Raw genomic sequence first — 21327 nt, forward strand, 5'->3', positions numbered from 1 at the left:
CGGTCTGGTAGCGGATCTGTTTGAAGCGGTACCTGAGCTGGAAGGCAAGCTGTAAGAGCCTGACTGCCAGAACAACAAACCCCCCGGCTTGCGAGAGTTGGGGGTTTTGTTTTTTGGGTGTTGATTGTGTCGTGTGGAGACATCACTCCAACGCAAAACTCTCCAATCGATATCCTTCATCATCCACCTCCAGCGCCCACCCATCTTTATCCCAGTCCCCCAGGACAATCCGCTGCGCGGGTTTGCCGTCGACTTCCAGGGAATGCACAGCCGGGCGGTGGGTATGCCCATGAATCAGGGTTCTTACCCTAAACTCAGCCATCACCCGCAACACCTCGCCATGATTGACGTCGGTAATATCCGCTGCCTTGTACCGAGTGCGCTGCTGACTTTCGTTGCGCAGTTTGCGACCTATCTTGTGGCGGGTCTTCAGTGGCAGGTTGCGCAGGATGAACAGGCTCAGCGGGTTGCGTAGCCAGCGGCGCATGCGCATGTAGTCGGTGTCATCAATGCACAGGCTATCGCCGTGCATCAGCAACACAGGTTCGTTGTTGATGTCGAGTAGGGCCGGGTCTTTCAGTAAAGTGCAGCCGGAGCGGCGGCAGAAGTCCTTCCCGAGCAGGAAGTCGCGGTTGCCATGCATCAGGTACACCGCCGTACCCTGGCGGGATAACTCCAGCAGAGCGGCGCTGATCTGATCGGCGAGCGGGTCGGGGTTGTCATCGCCCAGCCAGACTTCAAAGAAATCGCCCAATATATAAAGGGCGTCGATCTGGCTGGCCTGTTCATCAAGAAAACGCAGAAACGCCCGGGTTATGTCCGGGCGTTCGGCTTCGAGATGCAGATCCGATATGAACAGATAGCGCATCCGCGGCTATTACTCGACTACTTCGGCGCGTTCGATGATCACGTCGTCAGCAGGTACGTCCTGGTGACCACCGCGACTGGTAGTGCGTACGCCCTTGATCTTCTCGACCACGTCCATGCCTTCGGAAACCTTACCGAATACCGCATAACCCCAGCCCTGGGATGTCGGGGCAGTGTGGTTGAGGAAGCTGTTGTCGGAAACGTTGATGAAGAACTGCGCGCTGGCGGAGTGCGGGTCGTTGGTACGAGCCATGGCCACAGTGCCGATGTCGTTGCTGACGCCGTTGTTGGCTTCGTTCTTGATCGGTGCGCGGGTGTCTTTCTGTTGCATGCCCGGCTCGAAGCCGCCGCCCTGGACCATGAAGTTGCTGATCACGCGGTGAAAGATGGTGTTGTCATAGTGACCGTCACGCACGTACTGCTTGAAGTTTTCGACTGTTTCCGGCGCTTTGTCGGTGAACAGTTCCAGGGTGATGACACCAAAATTGGTATGCAGCTTGACCATGCGATGATCCTCGGATTGATTGGGATGAAAGGTGCAATGCTATCAGCTGAGGCGGATTCAGGCATCCATGAGTTTAGGGTATGATAGGTGTCTTTTTGGCCAGATGGGTCGGGGCGGCCTGATTACACGATCCTTCTCCCACTGATACATACCGTAATGCCTCCGGCATTGCCCGAGACGAGTCCTGAAATACTTATGAATAAACCGGAATCCACGCCTCCAGCTCACTTTCTGCGCCAGATCGTCCAGGCCGACCTGCAAAGCGGCAAGCACACGAATATCGTGACGCGCTTTCCACCGGAGCCCAACGGGTATCTGCATATCGGCCATGCCAAGTCGATCTGTCTGAATTTCGGGCTGGCCCAGGAGTTCGGTGGTGTCTGTCACCTGCGGTTTGATGACACCAACCCGGCCAAGGAAGAACAGGAATACATCGATGCCATCAAGCAGGATGTGGAGTGGCTGGGTTTTCAGTGGGCCGGTGAGGTTCGCTATGCCTCGGATTACTTCGATCAGCTGCATGCCTGGGCCATTGAACTGATCAAGGCTGGTAAAGCCTATGTCTGCGATCTGGCTCCTGAGCAGGCGCGTGAGTACCGCGGCAGCCTGACCGAGCCGGGCAAGAACAGTCCATTCCGTGAGCGCAGCGTCGAGGAAAACCTGGATCTGTTCGCGCGCATGACTGCTGGCGAGTACCCCGACGGTGCCAAAGCGCTGCGGGCCAAGATCGACATGGCCGCGCCGAACATGAACCTGCGTGACCCGATTCTGTACCGCATCCGCCATGCCCATCACCACCAGACCGGTGATAAGTGGTGCGTGTATCCCAGCTATGACTTCACGCACGGCCAGTCGGACGCCATCGAACTGATCAGCCATTCGATCTGCACCCTGGAGTTCGAGGACCATCGGCCGTTGTACGAGTGGTTCCTGGAACACCTACCGGTGCCGGCCAAACCGCGTCAGTACGAATTTGCCCGACTGAGCCTGAACTACACAGTAACCAGCAAGCGCAAGCTCAAGCTGCTGGTTGATGGAGGCCATGTGAGTGGCTGGGATGATCCGCGCATGTCCACACTCAGCGCCTTCCGGCGCCGTGGCTACACGCCGGCATCGATCCGCGAGTTCTGTGAGCGTATCGGCGTTACCCGTTCCGATGCGGTAGTTGATATGGGCATGCTGGAGTTCTGTATCCGTGATGACCTGGACAATCATGCGCCGCGCGCCATGTGCGTACTGCGCCCGCTCAAGGTCACCATCACCAACTACCCCGAAGGGCAGGTGGAGCAGCTGACGCTGCCGCGCCATCCGAAGCAGGATATCGGTGAGCGGGTTTTGCCATTCAGTCGTGAGCTGTATATCGACCAGGACGATTACATGGTCGATCCGCCCAAGGGCTACAAGCGTCTGGTACCGGGCGGCGAAGTGCGTCTGCGTGGCAGTTACGTGATTCGCGCTGATGAAGCCATCACCGACGCTGACGGCAATGTCGTCGAGCTGCTGTGCTCCTATGACCCGGATACCCTGGGCAAAAATCCAGAGGGCCGCAAGGTCAAAGGCGTGATTCATTGGGTGCCGGCGGCAGAAAGTGTCGAGTGTGAAGTGCGCCTGTACGATCGTCTGTTCACCTCGGCAAACCCGGACAAGGGCGAGGAGGGCGGTACCTTCCTGGACAACATCAACCCGGATTCGCTGGTGGTGCTTAAAGGTTGCCGCGCCGAGCCGTCACTCGCCACTGCAACGTCGGATGAGCGCTTTCAGTTCGAGCGTGAAGGTTACTTCTGTGCAGACAGCAAGGATTCCCAGCCAGAGAATCTGGTATTCAACCGCACCGTCACGCTGCGCGATTCCTGGGGGCAATAATCGATGGCATTGCATGTCTACAACACGCTGAGCAAGACCAAGGAAGTATTCAAGCCGCTGGAAGGCAACAGTGTGCGCATGTACGTATGCGGCATGACGGTATATGACTTCTGCCATATCGGTCATGCACGGGTCATGGTTGCCTTTGATGTGGTGTCCCGGTGGCTGCGTTATCGAGGTTACGATCTGACCTACGTGCGCAATATCACCGATATCGACGACAAGATCATTCGCCGGGCCAACGAGAACGGTGAGAGCTTTCAGCAGCTGACCAACCGCATGATTGCCGCCATGCACGAGGATGAGGCGCAGCTGAATGTTCTGCCTCCGGACCAGGAGCCACGCGCCAGTGATCATGTCGAAGGCATGCACAGCATGATCCAGACACTGATCGACAAGGGATATGCCTATGCGCCCGGCAATGGTGATGTGTATTACCGGGTAGGCAAGTTTTTTGGTTACGGCAAGCTGTCACGCAAGCGTATCGAAGACCTGAAGATCGGTGCGCGCATCGAGGTCGACGAGGCCAAGGAAGATCCGCTGGACTTCGTGCTGTGGAAAGGCGTCAAACCCGGCGAGCCAAGCTGGTCATCGCCTTGGGGTGATGGTCGTCCTGGCTGGCACATCGAGTGCTCGGTGATGTCCACCTGCTGCCTGGGTGACACTTTCGACATTCATGGTGGCGGCCCGGATCTGGTATTCCCCCACCATGAGAACGAGATTGCCCAGAGTGAAGCGGCAACCGGTAAAACCTACGCCATGTCCTGGATGCATGCCGGAGCGGTTCGGGTGGATGGCGAAAAGATGTCCAAATCCCTGGGCAATTTCTTCAGCATCCGCGAGGTGCTGGAAAAGTATCACCCTGAAGTGGTGCGTTATCTGCTGGTCGCCAGTCATTACCGCAGTCCGATCAACTATTCGGAAGACAATCTCAAGGAGGCGAAGAGCGCTCTTGAGCGATTCTACCGCTCCTTGAAAGGTCTGCCTGAGGCGGCACCCGCAGGTGGTGATGTGCTGGCCGAGCGTTTTGCGGCTGCCATGGATGACGACTTCAATACGCCAGAGGCCTGCGCTGTCTTGTTTGACATGATCCGCGAGGTCAATCGACTGAAGGAATCAGATCTGCAAGCGGCTGCGGCCCTGGCTGCGCGCCTGCGTGAGCTGGCCAGTGTCATCGGTATTCTGCAGCTGGAAGCGGATAGTTTCCTGCAAGGCGGAGCTGCCACCAAGGTCGATGCGGCAGAGGTGGAAGCGCTCATCCAGGCGCGCTTGCAGGCGCGTGCGGACAAGAACTGGGCTGAATCTGATCGCATCCGCGATCAGCTGACCAGCATGGGTGTGGTGTTGGAAGATGCCAAGGGTGGAACCACCTGGCGGTTGCAGGACTGAGAGCATTCTGCCCCCGCTCCGTGCAAGGCGGAGCAGGGCAGAATGGTTGTTACTTCCAGATATTGCTGTCGATCTTCTCGTGCAGCTCCGGGTAGTCAGCTGATTTGAACGTGGGTGTGACCCCCTGTTTACGTTGTTCGAAATAATCCTTGGTCAGCTTTGATACCGTGCCGGACAACAACACAATGGCAATCAGGTTGATGGTCGCCATCAGCCCCATCGAGGCGTCTGCGGCATTGAAGACTGTCAGCACTGCCTCCCTTGCGCCCCAGACAACCATTGCCAATGCCGCCACTCGCAGCAGCGTGATGCCGAGGGTGTTGCCTATTCCCAGATAGATCATCGCGTTTTCTGCATAAGTGTAATTTGCCACGATCGAGGTGAAGGCGAAGAACAGAATGGCGATGGCGATGAAATAGTTGCCGGCGCTGCCGATATGCACTTCAAGAGCCTGCTGGGTCAGCTGGATGCCGGTAACGCCGTTGCCAGGCTCGAGAATGCCTGACAGCAGAATCATGATGGCAGTAGCGGTGCAGACTATCAGGGTATCGATGAACACCCCTGCCGCCTGCACCAGTCCTTGTGATGAAGGATGGTGAGGCGCGGGAGTGGCGGTCGCGGCCACGTTCGGCGCCGACCCCATACCTGCTTCGTTCGAGAACAGGCCACGCTTGATGCCGTTGAGCATGGCTGCGGTAATCGAACCGGCAACCCCGCCGACAGCTTCATCCAGACCGAACGCACCGCGGATGATCGACATGAATGCCTCGGGCACATCATTTATATTGACTACCAATACGAACAGCGCCACCAATACGTAGGCACCGGCCATGAAGGGCACGACATACTCGGCAAAGCGAGCGATTGAGCGTAAACCGCCAAAGATCACGATCCCCGCGAAGATGGCAATGACCAGCCCGACCCATATCTTCGGCAGGCCGAAGGCGCTTTCCATGGCGTCGGCGATCGAGTTGGCCTGCACAGCATTGAAGATCAGACCGAAGGAGATGATCAGGCTGACCGCAAAAATGGCGCCGGCCCAGGGTGCTTTCAGGCCTTTGGCTATATAGAAAGCCGGGCCGCCGCGATACTGACCTTTGCGATCCTGGACCTTGTACAGCTGAGCCAGGGTGCTCTCGGCATAACCGGTAGCCATGCCTACCAGCGCTACCACCCACATCCAGAAAATCGCACCGGCACCGCCAAGATACAGCGCGACCGCGACACCGGCGATGTTACCGGTGCCGACGCGGGAGGCGAGGCTGGTACACAGGGCCTGGAATGGCGAAATACCATGTTGGTCACTTTTTCGGGAGCTGAGAATCGATCGCACCATTTCTCCGAAATGGCGAAACTGGATGAAACCGAGTCGCAAGGTGAAAAACACCCCAACGGCCAACAGCCCGTAAATGAGTATGTAACCCCAGAAGACCGTATTCAGAAAATCAATTATTGCGCTCATTGGCAATCCTTTCGCAGTTATCGGGTATAAATGTAGTCGCTGAGCTGAAATGTGCCATCCGCAAACCCGCGTGCCAGGCTGCTACACTTGCTCGCCTGATCGGGAGCCATTTTCCGATATACCTGGGGAAGCGTCGATGGTTGTTATTAATGCCCTGCTGCCTGTTTTTGGTCTGATCCTTCTGGGCTGGTTTCTCGGTGCGCGCCGCATCATCCCGACAGAGGGCCACAAGACCCTGGGCGTCATCACCTTCAAGCTGTTCATGCCCGTCTTGCTGTTCTCTGGCCTGGCCCGGGCCGACCTGCTCGACGCACTTTCCCCCTTGCTCTTGATGCGCTATTACATCCCGGCCTTCGTTGTCTTTATCGCCGTCAACCTGTGGATGCACCGGCGGCTGAGGCGACCTTCTTCCATGGGGCTCGCAGCCAGCTATTCAAACAACGTGCTGGTGGGTATTCCTGTGATTACGGTGATGCTGGGCGTGGAAAGCCTGGTTTACCTGTTTGCCATCCTGGTATTTCACAGTCTGCTGTTGTTCACTCTGCAGAGTATCTATAACGCCTTCTGGGGAAGTCGGAGCGAAAAGATCGATTGGCTCGGACTGCTCTCGAGTCTGGCCAACCCGCTGATCATCGGGTTGTTCCTTGGGGCATTGGTGAACCTGTCCGGACTGACTGTCCCCGGCCCGTTGTGGCGTATCGTGGAAATGCTCGCTGCGGCGGCGTTGCCTACCGCCTTGCTGATGCTTGGCATGAGTCTGGCCAGCTATCGGCTATATCTGAGCGGTACCATGGCAATGCTGACTACCACCAAGCTGGTTATATTCCCAATGCTGGTACTGGGCATGGGTTGGCTGCTACCAGGGTTGACTGGTGATGCGCGTACTGTTCTGGTATTGATGGCAGCCTGTCCCACGGGCATCAATGTGCTGGCATTTGCCATGGGGCAGGAGGACACGCGTATCCTCGGCTCGGTGATTTTTCTCTCCACGGTCATGGCCGCCGTCACTCTACCGATCTGGCTGATGATTCTCGCTGCGTGAGCTCACTGGCATCATGCGAGTAGTAAAACTGTCTGAATACCAGAAAAAAGTACGAGAATTCCCTGTTTGTTTTCTGTTAGACGGGAGAATTGACCGTATTTAACGATTTTTTTTCAAATACCATACAAAAGTCTACTTGCTCTTAGTGTATCCTTGCCCGGATTTTTGAATTGAATAAAACAAACAAGTAGGAAAAAGGAGACCCCCATGCCGGTCAGTCTGTTTGTTCCCGGGGAGACACGCGATAACGAAAAGCGTGTCGCTCTGGTCCCCTCCGTTGCCAGTAAATTGGCAAAGCTGGGCATTGAATGCTCCTTGCAACCAGGTGCAGGCCTGGCGGCGAGAATTCCCGATAGCGCATTTGAGAATGAAGGTGTGCAGATCACCTCCGCTCCAGTCAATGCCCAGTTGATATTCCGGGTGCAACCGCCGGAACTGTCTGACATAGAACAAATGGCACCGGGTACGGTGTTGTGCTGCTTCGTTTACGCGCACCGCGAGCCAGAGATCGTCAAGGCGCTGCGTGACCGTCAGATCACCTGCTTCGCCATGGAGCTGGTTCCACGCATCACCCGCGCTCAGGCGATGGACGCTCTGTCCTCCCAGGCGGCATTGACCGGCTATGCCGCCGGCCTCATGGCAGCGACCAGCCTCAACCGCATTCTCCCGATGATGACCACAGCTGTGGGCTCTCTGCGTCCGGCCAAGGTACTGGTCATGGGTGCCGGGGTGGCAGGACTGCAGGCGCTGGCAACAGCCAAGCGTCTGGGTGCCATGATCGAAGGCTATGACGTGCGTGCCGAGGTGAAGGAGCAGGTTGAGTCGGTTGGCGGCAAGTTTGTCGATACCGGCGTCTCCGCGAGTGGCGAGGGTGGTTATGCGCGCGAGCTGACCGATGAGGAAAAAGCTCAGGTCGAGAAGGTTGTCACCCGTCACATTCAACAGGCCGATGCGGTGATTACCACTGCAGCGATTCCTGGTCGTCCCAGCCCGAAAATCATCAGTGAAGCTCAGATCATGGGCATGAAGCCTGGCTCCGTGATCATTGATCTGGCTGCCGAGGGTGGTGGTAACACGCCGCTGACCGTTCCCGGCGAAACCGTCGAAGTCGGTCCAGTAAGCATTGTTGCGCCACTGAACGTGCCGAGCCGTCTGGCCGAACACGCGTCGGAGCTCTACGCGCGCAACCTGCAGAATCTGGTTGGCCTGATGGTCAAGGATGGCGAGCTGAGCATCGACTGGGAAGACGAGATCCTGGCCGGCGCAGTATTAACGCATGCCGGTGAAATCCGTAACGAGGCCGCACGCAAGGCCCTTGAACCTGTCGAGGAATAATCATGGATCCAGTAACTACCATTACCGGCTTTGTGGCCCTGTATATCTTCATGCTGGCTGCGTTCACCGGATACGAAATCATCGGCCGTGTTCCGGCCATTCTGCACACGCCGCTGATGTCCGGCTCCAACTTCATCCACGGCATTGTTGTGGTTGGCGCCATGTGGGCACTGCTGAACGCAGGAAGCACACTGGAGCAGGTCATCGGCTTTTTCGGCGTACTGCTCGGCGCGGGTAACGCTGCCGGCGGCTATGTAGTGACTGAGCGCATGCTGGAGATGTTCAAGCCCAGCAACAAGCGCCCCGGCACAGCGGACAAGGAATAATATCCAATGAGTCAATTTATAATCGAAGCCGTTTATTTCCTCACGGCATTACTGTTTGTCTATGGTCTGAAGCGCATGGCCAGCCCGGTCACCGCACGCTCCGGTATTCTGATTGCGGGTATCGGCATGGTGCTGGCGGTTCTGGCTGCCTTCCTGTACGGCTTTGATGTACGTGAAGCCGCGCAAGAGCATCTGACCATGAACGTGGCTCTGGTACTGATCGCATTGGGTCTGGGTCTGGGTTGGGCCTGGTACAGCGGCAAGAAGGTCGCTATGACCGATATGCCACAGATGGTGGCCCTGTATAACGGTATGGGTGGCGGTGCTGCTGCGGCGATTGCGGCAACCGAGCTGTTCTCTGGCAACGCGCAGGCCCATGGTGTGGTAGTTTCCGTGCTGGCAGTGCTGGGTGGCCTGATTGGTGCCGTAGCATTGTCTGGCTCGCTGATCGCCTGGGCCAAGCTCGACGGTCGCATGAACAAGACCATACGTCTGCCGGCGCAGCAGTGGATCAACGGTCTGCTGTTTCTTGGTTCGCTGGCACTGGGTGCTGCTATCGTGACATCCGGCATCAACGGCGCCATCTCGGTCCCGCTGATCACCGTCTTCTTCATCCTCGCGCTGTTGCTGGGTGTACTGCTGACCACCCCGATCGGTGGCGCTGATATGCCGGTGGTGATTTCCCTGTACAACGCCTTCACCGGTCTGGCGGTTGCTTTCGAAGGCTTCGTGCTGCAGAACCCGGCGATGATCATTGCCGGTACTGTGGTCGGCTCAGCCGGTACGCTGTTGACTCTGATGATGGCCAAGGCGATGAACCGCCCGGTCAGCAACGTGATCTTCAGCCAGTTCGGCGGCGATGACGGTGGCGACGATGGCGACATCGAAGGCTCCATGAAGGCGGCTGATGCGTCCGATGCGGCTATCGCGATGTACTACGCGAACAAGGTCATCATCGTGCCTGGCTACGGTCTGGCAGTGGCGCAGGCACAGCACAAACTGTACGAATTCGTGAAGCTGCTGCAGAAGCAGGGCGTGGAAGTGGCTTTCGCCATTCACCCAGTCGCCGGCCGGATGCCGGGCCACATGAACGTGCTGCTGGCCGAAGCCGGTGTTCCCTATGACATCATCCACGACCTGGAAGATATCAACGAAGAGTTCAAGCAGGCTGATGTGGCTATCGTTCTGGGCGCCAACGACGTGGTCAACCCGGCCGCTCGTCATCGCAAATCCAGCCCGATCTACGGCATGCCGATCCTCAACGTCGATATGGCGCAGCAGGCTTACGTAGTTAAGCGTGGCCAGGGTAAGGGCTATTCCGGTGTCGAGAACGAACTGTTCTACGCCGAGAATACGTCCATGGTCTACGGTGATGCACAGAAGGTAATGGTTCAGATGATCGATGCGGTGAAATCGCTCGGTTGATCCCTACCTGAAATGAAGAAGGGGGTTCGCCTTGGGCGAAGCCCCTTTTTTTTGCCTGCGATTCCCGCGGTCATTGCTGGTGATCTAGCGCTGCTCTGTGCGCTGCAACAGTTCCTGACACTGGTTGGTCTGCTCGCCGCTGGGAGCGATCAATGCCAACAGGGCGGCGGCTGGAGTCAGCGCGCCCAACGCCAGCATGCCGGTACCGCGCAGCGCCAGAGGTCCGGCGTGTACACCGGGACGAGGCTCGCTGAAGGTTCCGCGCACGTACAGTGGTGAGCGCAGGGAGAAAATGCGCATCCCCTTGGATTCCGGATCTATGTCCAGATCCATCTCCTCGCTGGCGAAATTCACTGTACCGTCGACTTCGATCAGCGCATTCTCGGTATCGATTACGAATATCGGCGTGGTCATCAGCCCTTGTTTGAGCACAAGGTCAGCCACCGCGCAATTGATTTGCACATCCTCGTCCCCGAACATTTTGGTGATCAGATAATTACCGACGTTGAGCCCGGCAATTTCCATCAGGCTACGACTCACGGTGCCATCGTTGATTACCAGTCTCACCTTGCCGTCGGCGCTGCCCAGCAAGGCCGCCACCGAATTGCCTCGCCCGCGCAGATCGGCATCGCCATTGAGCTCGCCGAGGCTGGTCTGCATCGGGGCGAAGCTGGGTGCCAACTCCTTGAGTTTGAAGCGACGAGCACTCAGTTTTGCCTGGCCCTGCAGCGGGGTGCTGGCACCATCGAGCTGGATATCGGCCTCCAGCACGCCGCCGGCCATACCGAACTTCAGCGGTGCCAAATGCAGCCGGCCATCCTCCAGCAGCACATGAGTGTCCAGATCGGTGATCGGTAGCTGTTCACTGTGAACGATACGCTGACCTTGCACGCGTACATCGGCATCCATCGTCCGCCAGCGCTCGGTCCGGAACTCTTCGATCGGCAGCACCTTGTCTCCAGGTTGGCGAGTGTCGCTGCCGCGCGCTTCTTTCTCGGCGTTGGAGTCGGCACCGATCAGCGGTGCCAGATCACTGAACAGCAGTTGCTTGGATACCAGGCTGCCCGACAGCTTGGGTCGGGGCTCGCCGGCGACATAGGTCAGATCGCCATGAATATCGCTGTCGCCGATGCGTCCATTGAAATCCTCATAGCGGAAAGTCGCGCCCTCGGCAGCCTGCAGTTGCGCACGCAGCCGGCCGTCGGTGGAGTAGGGCGGGCTGTCGGGCAAGGTGACCCCGGTCAGTGGATACAGATTGCCCAGGCTGGTGCCCGAGAGCCGCAGGTTGAGGTCCAGCGCACCCAGGTTCTGCGGGTCGGTCAGAGTGCCGGAGAGGCGGATGCGAGTCGATCCGGCGCGGACATCCGCCTCCAGAGGAAACGGCAGCTTGGCATCCTGCAGCGCCAATAGGCCGCCCACTTTGCCTTCGCCTCGCACTGCCTGCCCCTGATAACGTCCCTTGGCGCGCCAGGCGAAGGCGTAATCCTGAGGGGCAACGGCAGCCGACTCCTCTGATTTGCCGACAATCTCATCGAAGGCGATAGGCTCGCCAAGGGGTTCGATCTGGAGATCAAGTTGAATCTTGCTGATCGCGTCGTCGACCGTGATATGCCCCTGGTCGAAGCCGATGGTGCCGATATCCAGCGCCCAGGGCGGGGGTTGATCGGCAGCGTCGCTCTCTTCATTGCCCAGATCGAAGGTCCAGTTATCGCGCCCGTCAGCCAGGCGTTGCGCGTTCACCACCGGCCCCTGCACATCGATGCGTGGAATATGTACGGTCTTTGATAGCAGCGGTAGTGGCGCCAGGCGCAATTCCACCTGCTGCAGGCTGACAAAGGTGTCGCCTTCAGCCCATTCCGGATTGCCCAGCATCATCTGCTCGGCGGCGATGTGCGGCCAGGGCACCCAGGCGCGCCAGCCGTCCGTATCGGACTCTCGCCGCCAAGTCACCGACAGGTCACCTTCAATGGCGAAGGGCCGATCAAGCGCCTCGGAAACCCGTTCGTTGATGGTCGGCTTGAGCAGGTTCCAATCGAACAGCAGCAGAAACAACACCAGCGCCGCCATTAGCAGCACCAGGCCGGTCAATATCCAGATGAAAAAATCACCAACGCGCGCCATACCTAATCCGCCTTTCATCATGCATCCGATAAGAATGCGTCAGGTTCAGACTAGCAAACTCCGTGAATGATGAGCGGACAGGTCGGAGCCAGTACTCAACTCCTGATGGCGTCCACGCTCGGCGTGGTAACCGCGCCTTGGATGCTCCAGCGTTCGAACTGGCAGCCTGCATGGCGGTGAGATGGGACGCAGAGCGTCCCGGCAGGCATTCCCACGCTGGAGCGTGGGAACGATCGGAGTAGCAGGCGGGATCTGATATTTCAGATGGTTCCCATGCTCCGCGTGGGAACCTGCGCAGTGGACGCTCCAGCGTCCGAAGCTGGCAGCTTGCACGGCGGCGGGATTGGGACGCAGAGCGTCCCGACAGGCATTCCCACGCTGGAGCGTGGGAACGATCAGGGGATGATTAGCGGAGAGGTCGGAGCCAGCGCTCACCTCTTGATGGCTCCCATGCTCCGCGTGGGAGCCATCAGCGATTTATTACTGCATCGGCAGTCGATCAGCTTGCCGCGTAATACCCGAAGATGGATTTCACTTCGAGGAAGTCTTCCATGCCGTAATGGCCCCATTCGCGACCGTTTCCGGATTCCTTGTAGCCACCGAAGGGAGCGTTGTTGTCCAGCGGGGCACCATTGAGGTGGACCATGCCGGTGCGGATCTGGCGGGCGGCGTTGCGAGCGCGATCTAGGTCGGCGGAGGAGATGTAGCCGGACAGACCATAACGGGTGTCGTTGGCGATGCGGATGGCATCGGCCTCATCTTCGTAACCGATGATGGACAATACCGGCCCGAAAATCTCGTCGCGGGCAATGGTCATGTCGGTAGTCACGTGGCTGAAGATGGTTGGCTGGACATAGTAGCCCTTGTCCAGACCCTCCGGGCGACCGGTACCGCCGACCACCAGCTTGGCGCCTTCCTCGATACCCTTGCCAATCAGCTCCTGAATCTTGTTCCACTGAACCTTGGATACCACTGGACCAATAACCGTGTCCGCGCCGTCCGGAGCACCGGCCTTGACCTTGGCCGAAACGGCCTTGGCGATGGCGGCGATTTCATCCATGCGACTATTAGGCACCAGCATGCGGGTCGGGGCGTTACAGGACTGGCCGCTGTTGTTCATGCAGGACATGACGCCGTGGGCGACCATCTTCTCGAAATTCGCATCATCGAGCAGGATGTTGGCCGACTTGCCGCCCAGCTCCAGTGCGACACGCTTGATGGTGTCGGCACCGCTTTTCATTACCTGACGACCGGCACCGGTGGAGCCGGTAAAGGACATCATGTCGATATCCGGATGGGCCGACATGGCCGCGCCGACTGTAGGGCCGTCACCATTGACCAGGTTGAACACCCCGGCTGGCACGCCGGCTTCGTCCAGTACTTCGGCGAGCAGCAGAGCAGACAGCGGCGCTACTTCCGAGGGTTTGAGTACCATGGTGCAGCCGGTGGCCAGGGCAGGGGCGATCTTGCAGGCCAGTTGGTTGACCGGCCAGTTCCAGGGGGTAATCAGACCGCATACGCCGATCGGCTCTTTGACCACCAGGGTGTTGCCAATGCGCTCTTCGAATTCGAATTCCTTCAGTGCTTTCAGCGCGGCAGCGAAATGACCAGTACCGGAAGGGGCCTGGGCATGCTTCGACAGCTTGGCCGGCGCACCCATTTCGATGGAAATGGCTTTGGCAAACTCATCGGAACGGCGCTGGTAGATTTCGAGAACGCGTTCCAGCAGGGCGATGCGCTCTTCACGGCTGGTCTGGGAGAAAGATTCGAATGCCGCGCGAGCAGCAGCGACAGCGGCATCGACATCTTTTTCATTGCCCAGCGCGATGGTAGCAGCCACCTCTTCGGTGGCAGGGTTGATCACATCAACGGTACGGTCGCCGTTGGGCTCTACCCATTGGCCGTTGATATAGAATTGTTTTTCATGGCTCATTGATCAAGACTCCTGGTGGGACATAACTGGAAAGTGACGGAACGATACACGTAATTTCCACTTGTATCAGCTGTTTCACGCGAATTCACCCAAGCAGAACATGCTCCCGCTTTTGCTTCAAGCGTTCTGACAATGACTCTATACTATGTGCCGGAAAACGACTGCGCTTGACCATACAGGTCTGCCATAGCTTCTTATGGGGAAGGGGTTTAATACTTGACTAAATTGGTTGGATATTGCATAGTTTCGGTCATGTGAAAACCTGACTCGGGTACCGTTATGCGTCTGACCACCAAAGGCCGTTACGCTGTTACAGCGATGCTGGACCTGGCTCTCCATGAGGATCAGGGGCCTATCACCTTGGCGGATATATCCCAGCGCCAAGGTGTATCGGTTTCCTATCTGGAGCAACTGTTTGCCAAGCTGCGGCGCAATAAATTGGTTGAGAGCGTGCGTGGCCCGGGTGGTGGTTATCGCTTGGCCGGGGGGCCTGGCGCCATCAATGTAGCGCAGATAGTTGAAGCCGTGAACGACTCCATGGACGCCACCCGCTGCCTGGGCAAGGGTGACTGCCAGCACGGCGATGTTTGCCTGACGCACTATCTCTGGACCGATCTGAGTGAGCGTCTGCATGATTTTCTTGCAGGCATCACGCTGGCCGACCTGGTTTCCCGTGATGACATTCAGCGAGTACGTACCCGGCAGGACAAGAGCAACTGCTCCAGCCAGCATGTCGTCAACCTGGAACGCATCATCTGACGCGGCTTCTGGCCGCGCGAATTGAAGAGTAATACCCGAAGAGGTATTGCAGCCTGATACACAATGCAGCCACCGTCATAGTGCTGGCTGCGGGATTGAGGTGATACCGTGACTCAAGAAGTCGAGAACCTTATCAAGACGGATTACGCCGCCGGCTTCCATACCGACATCGAATCCGACACGTTGCCGCCCGGCCTTGATGAAGATGTCATTCGCTTTATTTCTGCGCGCAAGGAAGAGCCGGAGTGGATGCTCGAGTGGCGCCTGAAGGCCTATCGCGCCTGGCTGGAAATGGAAGAGCCGACCTGGGCTCATGTGCATTATCCGGAAATCGACTTCAAGAGCATTTCCTACTACTCAGCCCCCAAGAGCATGGCTGATCGGCCCAAGAGCCTGGCCGAGGTTGACCCGGAACTACTGGCGACCTACGAAAAGCTGGGTATCCCGCTGCATGAGCAGGAAGCGTTGGCCGGCGTTGCGATGGATGTGGTCTTCGACTCGGTATCCGTTGTCACCACCTTCCGTGAGAAGTTGGAAGAGGCGGGCGTGATCTTCTGTCCAATCAGTGACGCGATTCGCCGCTTTCCTGATCTGGTCAAGAAATACCTTGGCACCGTGGTGCCGCAGAAGGACAACTATTATGCCGCGCTGAACTCTGCGGTGTTCTCTGACGGCTCCTTCGTCTATATCCCCAAAGGCGTACGCTGCCCCATGGAGCTGTCCACCTACTTCCGCATCAACGAATTGAACACCGGACAGTTCGAACGGACGTTGATCATCGCTGATGAAGGCTCCCACGTCAGTTATCTGGAAGGTTGCACCGCGCCAATGCGTGATGAAAACCAACTGCACGCAGCGGTAGTGGAGCTGGTGGCTCTGGATAATGCCCAGATCAAATACTCCACAGTACAGAACTGGTACCCCGGCGACGCCGAAGGCAAGGGCGGTATCTACAACTTCGTGACCAAGCGCGGTGTCGCTCATACCAATGCGAAGATTTCCTGGACCCAGGTGGAGACCGGTTCAGCAGTAACCTGGAAATACCCCAGCTGCATCCTCAAGGGTGACAACAGCGTCGGTGAGTTCTACTCGGTGGCTCTGACCAATAATTTCCAACAGGCCGATACCGGCACCAAGATGATCCATCTTGGCAAGAACACCCGTTCGACCATTGTCGCCAAAGGGATTTCTGCCGGACGCAGCAACAGCTCCTATCGTGGCCTGGTGCGTATCAACCCCGGTGCCGAGGGTGCCCGCAACTTTACCCAGTGCGACTCGCTGTTGATTGGCGATCGCTGCGGTGCGCACACCTTTCCGTACATCGAGAGCAAAAACCCCAGCGCGGTAGTCGAGCACGAGGCGACCACCTCCAAGGTCAGCGACGACCAGATGTTCCTCTGTCAGCAGCGCGGGCTGGATGCCGAGAAAGCGGTCTCCATGATCGTCAACGGCTTCTGCCGTGATGTATTCAAGGAGCTGCCGATGGAATTTGCGGTGGAAGCGGGCAAGTTGCTGGAAGTCAGCCTGGAAGGTTCGGTGGGTTGATCCATCGCGGGTTGTCGAGACGAATTCATACAGATTATCAGGCGTAAAATATGTTATCGATCAAAGGGTTGTGCGCGAAAGTTGAAGAGAAAGATATCCTCAAGGGGTTGGATATCGAGGTCAAGCCGGGTGAAGTGCATGCGATCATGGGGCCGAACGGTTCCGGCAAGAGCACCCTGGGCAACGTGTTGTCCGGCCGACCCGGCTACGAAGCGACTGGCGGCAGCGTGCTGTTCAAGGGTCGAGATCTGCTTGAGCTGGACACCGAAGAGCGCGCCCGTGAGGGTATCTTTCTGGCCTTCCAGTACCCGGTGGAAATCCCGGGCGTCAGCAATATGGAGTTCCTCAAGGTATCTGTCGATGCCAAGCGCAAGCATGCCGGCCTTCCGGAGCTGTCCGCCGTCGAGTTCATGAAACTGGCACGGGAAACCACCAAGCGCGTCGACCTGGACGCCAGCTTCCTGAAGCGCGGCGTCAATGAAGGCTTTTCCGGCGGTGAGAAGAAGCGCAACGAGATCATGCAGATGATGCTGCTTGAGCCCGACCTGTGCATTCTCGATGAAACCGACTCCGGTCTCGACATTGATGCCCTGCAGGTGGTTGCCGACGGCGTGAACTCCATGCGTGACGGCAAGCGCAGTTTCATCGTGGTCACCCATTATCAGCGTCTGTTGGACTACATAGTGCCGGATTACGTACACGTACTGGCCGGTGGTCGTATCGTCAAGTCAGGCGACAAGAGCCTGGCTCTGGAACTGGAAGCCAAAGGCTACGGCTGGTTGGAAAACGGGGAAGGCTGAACATGTCTGACTTTCAACAACAGGCCCTGACGCTGGCCGCAGAGCAGCATAGCCCTGAATGGCTGGCTGACGTGCGCGTGCGCGGTGCTGATATCTGGTCGACCGCCAAATGGCCGACTCGCAAGACCGAATTGTGGAAATACACGCCGCTGACTGCGTTGCAGAATGACAATCCGGCGCAGTGGGCGCAGGTTGATAATTGTGCATGGCAGCAGTCGATCGACCCCATCGAGCTGGATGCCACGCGACTGGTGTTCATCAATGGACATTTTTCCGCTGAACATTCCAGTGAGCTGCCTGCCGGTGTCGTGTGCTTCGCCAATGCCGATGCCAGTCAGCAGGCGCTGATTCGTCAGCACCTGGGTACCGTGGCCGATACGGCTACGCACCTGTTCGCCGCCCTGAGCAATGCCTGGGTCGCCGACGGCATCCTGCTGCATGTGCCTCGCGGCGAGAAGCTGGAAAAGCCGGTCTACATTCTCAACGTAGCCACACCGGAAGCGCAGCCGGCGGTCAGCAGCCAGCGCGTGCTGGTGGTACTGGAAGACAGTAGCCAGGCGGAACTGATAGAACACTACGTGTCCGGCAGCGAGCAGCAGAACCTGTTCGTCAACAGCCACACTGAAATAGTGGTCGGTAATAACGCCCAGTTGCAGCATTACCGCATCAACCTGGAGCAGGAAGACCTGCTGCACGTGGGCGGCGTACACGTGAACCTGCATCGCGACGCGCGTCTGCATGGCTTCACGCTGGCTCAGGGCAGCCGCCTCAAGCGCATTGACTACCACGTCAATATGCGCGGAGAAGGCGCTCATATGGAGCTGCACGGCGTCTATCTGCCGCGCAACAAGCAGTTGATCGATTATCACACCAATGTCGAACACCGCGTGCCCAATTGCACCAGTAATGAAGTGTTCCGCGGCATTATCGGTGACTCGGCCAAGGCGGTATTCAACGGCCGGATACATATTCACCCGCAGGCTCAGAAGACCCTGGCTGAACTCAGCAACAAGAACCTGCTGACCTCGCCCAAGGCGGAAATCAATACCAAGCCGGAGCTGGAAATCTACGCCGATGACGTACGCTGCGCCCATGGCGCGACCATCAGTCAGCTTGACGAGACATCGGTGTTCTACCTGCAGAGCCGCGGAGTCACGCGCACTGAAGCGATCCGCATGCTCAGTTTCGGTTTCATCAACGAGCTGCTCAACCAGGTGCCGGAGCAGGCGATACAGGACTATCTGCGCCCGCGACTGACGACACTTTTTGGTCAGGGCGATGAGAAACTGGGGCAGTTGGACTATGACTGATCTGGCCGTGGGCACCCGCAGCGCCTTCAATGCCGAGCAGGTCCGCCAGGACTTTCCGATCCTGCATCAGGACGTCCATGGCAAGCCGCTGGTGTATCTGGACAACGCAGCGACAACGCAAAAGCCAGAAGCCGTCATCCAGGCGATAGTGGACTACTACCGTCAGGACAACAGCAACGTGCACCGCGGTGCGCATACCCTTGCCGAGCGCGCTACCGAGAAGTTCGAGAACGCTCGGGTCAAGGTTGCCGGACTGATCAATGCGCCTGAAGCGCGACAGATCATCTGGACCCGCGGGACGTCCGAAGGCATCAATCTGGTCGCCGCGAGCTGGGGCCGCAGTCAGCTGAAGGAAGGCGACCGGGTACTGGTCTCGGCCATGGAGCACCATTCCAATATCGTTCCGTGGCAGATGATTGCTGCCCAGATGGGCGCCACCGTCGAGCCGATTCCGGTCGATAATACCGGCACCATTGATCTGGTCGCGTTCGAAGCCATGCTCGATGATCGGGTTCGCATGGTCGCCTGCGGGCATGTATCCAACGCACTGGGCAGCGTCAACCCGGTCGCGCAGATAATTCGCCTGGCCCATGCTGCCGGTGCGGTATGTCTGATTGATGGCGCCCAGGCGATGAGTCACCTGCGGGTTGATGTGCAGGCGCTGGATTGCGACTTTTATGTGTTTTCAGCACACAAGATGTTCGGCCCGACCGGCGTTGGTGTGCTGTATGGCAAGGTTGAACTGCTGGAGGCCATGCCACCGTACCAGGGCGGTGGCGAGATGATCGAGACGGTCAGCTTTGCCGGCACTACCTACAATCAGTTGCCATACAAATTCGAAGCGGGCACGCCGGATATCGCTGGAGTGATCGCCCTGGGCGCCGCGGTGGATTACCTGCAGAGCATTGACCGAGAGGCAGCAGAACGCCACGAACGAGATCTGCTCGAGTATGCCGAGGCCAAGGCCCGGGCCATGCCCGGCATCACTCTGGTCGGTACCGCGGCAGAACGTGCCGGAGTGTTGAGCTTTCTCATGGATGGCACCCACCCTCATGATGTGGGCATGCTGTTGGATCAGCAGGGTGTCGCGGTGCGTACCGGCAACCATTGTGCTCAGCCGATCATGGATCAGCTGGGTATCCCGGGCACGGTGCGCGCCAGCTTCTGTTTCTACAACACCAGAGCCGACATTGATCGTCTGTTCGAAGCACTGGCCAAGGCGAAACAGTTTCTTGTCGAGGAGTAGAATATGAGTGTCGAATCATTTGATCCAACCAGCCAGGCGGTGTCCGTCACCCCGGCTGCGCTCGAACACTTCCGGCGCCAGTTGACCAGTCAACCGGGTAAGTCGGTACGGGTCAGCATCAAGAAGAGCGGTTGTACCGGCTTCATGTATGTCATCGACATGGTAGAGCAGGGCGCAGAGAGCGATCTGCATTACCAGCTGGATGACCAGGTCGAATTGCTGGTCGATCAGGACAGCCTGGCGGTTCTCTCCGGCACTGAAATCGATATCGTGCAGGAAGGCATCAACCGGCAGATCCGTTTCATTAACCCCAACGTCAAAGACCAATGCGGTTGCGGCGAAAGCTTCAGTGTGAGTTGACATGGAAAGACGTATGGTTGTCGCCCAGGCAGATTGCCCGGCGCGACGGGTCCCCGATGGCACAGAGCTGACGATCCCGAAAGATACTTTTGTAACCATCACCCAGGCACTGGGTGGCAACTACACGGTTACCTACAACGGCCAGATGGTCCGCGTGGATGGCACCGACGCAGCGAATCTCGGCCTGGAGCCGGAGCTGCTGACCTTCCCCGAGCCGACCGACGAGCTGATCCGTGAAGAAAATGTCTGGACCGCGCTCAAGACCGTTTACGATCCGGAAATCCCGGTAGACCTGGTGAACCTGGGATTGATCTATTCGGTGGCCATTGATCAGCAGGCCAACCGAGTGGACATCAGCATGACCCTGACCGCGCCCGGTTGTGGCATGGGGCCGGTATTGGTCGGGGATGTCGAGTACCGGGTGCGCCGTGTGCCCAATGTCGAGACGGTGCACGTGGACCTGGTGTTTGATCCGCCATGGAGCCGCGAGATGATGAGCGAAGAAGCACAGCTTGAAACCGGTATGTTTTTTTAAGGGTTAAGGATTCTTTTTCATGAGCCAATTCGGCACAGACATCAGCAGCGACGATATCATCGACACCTTGTCATTTTTTGACAGCTGGGAAGATCGCTACAAATACATCATTGATCTTGGTCGTGAATTGCCGCCGCTGGATGACAGTCAGCGTACTGAGCAGAACATCGTGCGCGGTTGTCAGAGCCAGGTTTGGCTGAGCAGCCGGGCCGGGGATGGCAAGCTGTATTTTGATGCCGACAGTGATGCCTTCATCGTCAAGGGTCTGCTCGCTGTAGTATTGGCTGCCTACAACGGCAAGACGCCGGAAGCCATCCTGGATTTCGACATCGAAGCCTACTTCACCCGCCTCAATCTGCTGAAGCACCTGAGCGTGACTCGCGGCAACGGCTTGCGGGCGATGGTCAAGCGGATAAGGGATACCGCTGAAGCAGTGTAGGAGAGCTGGGAGGTAATCGACGGTTTGATGAAAACCGCCGATGCCATGCTGCATGAAGCCGGGAG

General features: G+C 57.9%; 19 protein-coding genes. 14 read left to right on the forward strand and 5 right to left on the reverse strand.

Translation table 11 applies throughout. The features are described from left to right. Nucleotides 1–142 precede the first annotated feature (142 nt). Together INT39_RS21850 and INT39_RS21855 are read right to left on the reverse strand one after the other, a co-directional pair. A complete protein-coding gene (locus INT39_RS21850) occupies nt 143–868 on the reverse strand; it encodes a UDP-2,3-diacylglucosamine diphosphatase (RefSeq protein WP_193076082.1) in 726 nt (241 codons plus the stop codon). Between the two features lie 9 nt (nt 869–877). Further along, nucleotides 878–1372 carry a peptidylprolyl isomerase gene (locus INT39_RS21855; protein WP_193076083.1) on the reverse strand — a complete coding sequence of 165 codons (495 nt, stop codon included), beginning with the start codon at nt 1370–1372 and terminating at the stop codon, nt 878–880. 195 nt (nt 1373–1567) lie between these two features. Here INT39_RS21855 and INT39_RS21860 point away from each other — a divergent pair, with 195 nt between their 5' ends. Then, nucleotides 1568–3235 (forward strand): glutamine--tRNA ligase/YqeY domain fusion protein, encoded by a 1668-nt coding sequence (locus INT39_RS21860; RefSeq protein ID WP_193076084.1) that lies wholly within the window; start codon nt 1568–1570, stop codon nt 3233–3235. Between the two features lie 3 nt (nt 3236–3238). Then, entirely contained in the window at nt 3239–4624 is a 1386-nt protein-coding gene (gene cysS / locus INT39_RS21865; protein WP_193076085.1) for a cysteine--tRNA ligase, read from the forward strand. Between the two features lie 49 nt (nt 4625–4673). Here cysS and INT39_RS21870 read toward each other — a convergent pair whose 3' ends face one another. Next, the gene (locus INT39_RS21870; protein WP_193076086.1) at nt 4674–6086 is read right to left on the reverse strand and encodes an alanine/glycine:cation symporter family protein; all 1413 of its coding nucleotides are present in this window, start codon (nt 6084–6086) and stop codon (nt 4674–4676) included. Nucleotides 6087–6222: 136 nt separating this feature from the next. On the opposite strand from INT39_RS21870, the gene INT39_RS21875 reads away from it, so the two are divergent. The 4 genes from INT39_RS21875 (at nt 6223) to INT39_RS21890 (ending at nt 10214) form a co-directional block, all read left to right on the forward strand. Beyond that, a complete protein-coding gene (locus tag INT39_RS21875; protein ID WP_193076087.1) occupies nt 6223–7128 on the forward strand; it encodes an AEC family transporter in 906 nt (301 codons plus the stop codon). Between the two features lie 207 nt (nt 7129–7335). Next, nucleotides 7336–8463 carry an NAD(P) transhydrogenase subunit alpha gene (locus INT39_RS21880; RefSeq protein ID WP_193076088.1) on the forward strand — a complete coding sequence of 376 codons (1128 nt, stop codon included), beginning with the start codon at nt 7336–7338 and terminating at the stop codon, nt 8461–8463. 2 nt (nt 8464–8465) lie between these two features. Then, on the forward strand, nt 8466–8789 hold the full coding sequence (locus INT39_RS21885) for an NAD(P) transhydrogenase subunit alpha (protein ID WP_193076089.1): 324 nt from the start codon (nt 8466–8468) through the stop codon (nt 8787–8789). A gap of 6 nt (nt 8790–8795) precedes the next feature. Beyond that, nucleotides 8796–10214, forward strand: coding sequence for an NAD(P)(+) transhydrogenase (Re/Si-specific) subunit beta (locus tag INT39_RS21890; RefSeq protein WP_193076090.1), 1419 nt, complete (start codon nt 8796–8798; stop codon nt 10212–10214). Between the two features lie 84 nt (nt 10215–10298). On the opposite strand, the gene INT39_RS21895 is transcribed toward INT39_RS21890, so the two are convergent. Beyond that, nucleotides 10299–12335 carry an AsmA family protein gene (locus INT39_RS21895; RefSeq protein ID WP_193076102.1) on the reverse strand — a complete coding sequence of 679 codons (2037 nt, stop codon included), beginning with the start codon at nt 12333–12335 and terminating at the stop codon, nt 10299–10301. 499 nt (nt 12336–12834) lie between these two features. Beyond that, on the reverse strand, nt 12835–14268 hold the full coding sequence (locus INT39_RS21900) for an aldehyde dehydrogenase family protein (protein WP_193076091.1): 1434 nt from the start codon (nt 14266–14268) through the stop codon (nt 12835–12837). A gap of 279 nt (nt 14269–14547) precedes the next feature. Between INT39_RS21900 and iscR the strand changes: the two genes are divergently transcribed. The 8 genes from iscR to INT39_RS21940 all read left to right on the forward strand — a co-directional run bounded on the left by iscR (nt 14548) and on the right by INT39_RS21940 (nt 21262). After that, entirely contained in the window at nt 14548–15027 is a 480-nt protein-coding gene (iscR, locus tag INT39_RS21905; protein WP_193076092.1) for a Fe-S cluster assembly transcriptional regulator IscR, read from the forward strand. 108 nt (nt 15028–15135) lie between these two features. Then, nucleotides 15136–16572: a Fe-S cluster assembly protein SufB gene (gene sufB / locus INT39_RS21910; protein WP_193076093.1), complete on the forward strand. Its 1437-nt coding sequence runs from the start codon at nt 15136–15138 to the stop codon at nt 16570–16572. Nucleotides 16573–16622: 50 nt separating this feature from the next. Further along, entirely contained in the window at nt 16623–17372 is a 750-nt protein-coding gene (sufC, locus tag INT39_RS21915) for a Fe-S cluster assembly ATPase SufC (protein ID WP_193076094.1), read from the forward strand. A gap of 2 nt (nt 17373–17374) precedes the next feature. Beyond that, on the forward strand, nt 17375–18682 hold the full coding sequence (gene sufD, locus INT39_RS21920) for a Fe-S cluster assembly protein SufD (protein WP_193076095.1): 1308 nt from the start codon (nt 17375–17377) through the stop codon (nt 18680–18682). After that, nucleotides 18675–19928 (forward strand): aminotransferase class V-fold PLP-dependent enzyme, encoded by a 1254-nt coding sequence (locus tag INT39_RS21925; RefSeq protein WP_193076096.1) that lies wholly within the window; start codon nt 18675–18677, stop codon nt 19926–19928. The genes sufD and INT39_RS21925 overlap by 8 nt, the downstream gene beginning before the upstream one ends. A gap of 3 nt (nt 19929–19931) precedes the next feature. After that, nucleotides 19932–20288: a HesB/IscA family protein gene (locus INT39_RS21930; RefSeq protein ID WP_193076097.1), complete on the forward strand. Its 357-nt coding sequence runs from the start codon at nt 19932–19934 to the stop codon at nt 20286–20288. Nucleotide 20289: 1 nt separating this feature from the next. Further along, entirely contained in the window at nt 20290–20823 is a 534-nt protein-coding gene (gene sufT / locus INT39_RS21935) for a putative Fe-S cluster assembly protein SufT (RefSeq protein WP_226944965.1), read from the forward strand. 19 nt (nt 20824–20842) lie between these two features. Further along, nucleotides 20843–21262, forward strand: coding sequence for a SufE family protein (locus INT39_RS21940; RefSeq protein WP_193076098.1), 420 nt, complete (start codon nt 20843–20845; stop codon nt 21260–21262). Nucleotides 21263–21327: the final 65 nt, after the last annotated feature.

Source organism: Pseudomonas sp. FME51 (assembly GCF_014897305.1).

Excerpts from the sequence above, each read along its gene's own strand:
- INT39_RS21850 (WP_193076082.1), bottom strand. The coding sequence starts at position 868 with ATGCGCTATCTGTTCATATCGGATCTGCATCTCGAAGCCGAACGCCCG.
- INT39_RS21855 (WP_193076083.1), bottom strand. The coding sequence starts at position 1,372 with ATGGTCAAGCTGCATACCAATTTTGGTGTCATCACCCTGGAACTGTTC.
- INT39_RS21860 (WP_193076084.1), top strand. The coding sequence starts at position 1,568 with ATGAATAAACCGGAATCCACGCCTCCAGCTCACTTTCTGCGCCAGATC.
- cysS (WP_193076085.1), top strand. The coding sequence starts at position 3,239 with ATGGCATTGCATGTCTACAACACGCTGAGCAAGACCAAGGAAGTATTC.
- INT39_RS21870 (WP_193076086.1), bottom strand. The coding sequence starts at position 6,086 with ATGAGCGCAATAATTGATTTTCTGAATACGGTCTTCTGGGGTTACATA.
- INT39_RS21875 (WP_193076087.1), top strand. The coding sequence starts at position 6,223 with ATGGTTGTTATTAATGCCCTGCTGCCTGTTTTTGGTCTGATCCTTCTG.
- INT39_RS21880 (WP_193076088.1), top strand. The coding sequence starts at position 7,336 with ATGCCGGTCAGTCTGTTTGTTCCCGGGGAGACACGCGATAACGAAAAG.
- INT39_RS21885 (WP_193076089.1), top strand. The coding sequence starts at position 8,466 with ATGGATCCAGTAACTACCATTACCGGCTTTGTGGCCCTGTATATCTTC.
- INT39_RS21890 (WP_193076090.1), top strand. The coding sequence starts at position 8,796 with ATGAGTCAATTTATAATCGAAGCCGTTTATTTCCTCACGGCATTACTG.
- INT39_RS21895 (WP_193076102.1), bottom strand. The coding sequence starts at position 12,335 with ATGGCGCGCGTTGGTGATTTTTTCATCTGGATATTGACCGGCCTGGTG.
- INT39_RS21900 (WP_193076091.1), bottom strand. The coding sequence starts at position 14,268 with ATGAGCCATGAAAAACAATTCTATATCAACGGCCAATGGGTAGAGCCC.
- iscR (WP_193076092.1), top strand. The coding sequence starts at position 14,548 with ATGCGTCTGACCACCAAAGGCCGTTACGCTGTTACAGCGATGCTGGAC.
- sufC (WP_193076094.1), top strand. The coding sequence starts at position 16,623 with ATGTTATCGATCAAAGGGTTGTGCGCGAAAGTTGAAGAGAAAGATATC.
- sufD (WP_193076095.1), top strand. The coding sequence starts at position 17,375 with ATGTCTGACTTTCAACAACAGGCCCTGACGCTGGCCGCAGAGCAGCAT.
- INT39_RS21925 (WP_193076096.1), top strand. The coding sequence starts at position 18,675 with ATGACTGATCTGGCCGTGGGCACCCGCAGCGCCTTCAATGCCGAGCAG.
- INT39_RS21930 (WP_193076097.1), top strand. The coding sequence starts at position 19,932 with ATGAGTGTCGAATCATTTGATCCAACCAGCCAGGCGGTGTCCGTCACC.
- sufT (WP_226944965.1), top strand. The coding sequence starts at position 20,290 with ATGGAAAGACGTATGGTTGTCGCCCAGGCAGATTGCCCGGCGCGACGG.
- INT39_RS21940 (WP_193076098.1), top strand. The coding sequence starts at position 20,843 with ATGAGCCAATTCGGCACAGACATCAGCAGCGACGATATCATCGACACC.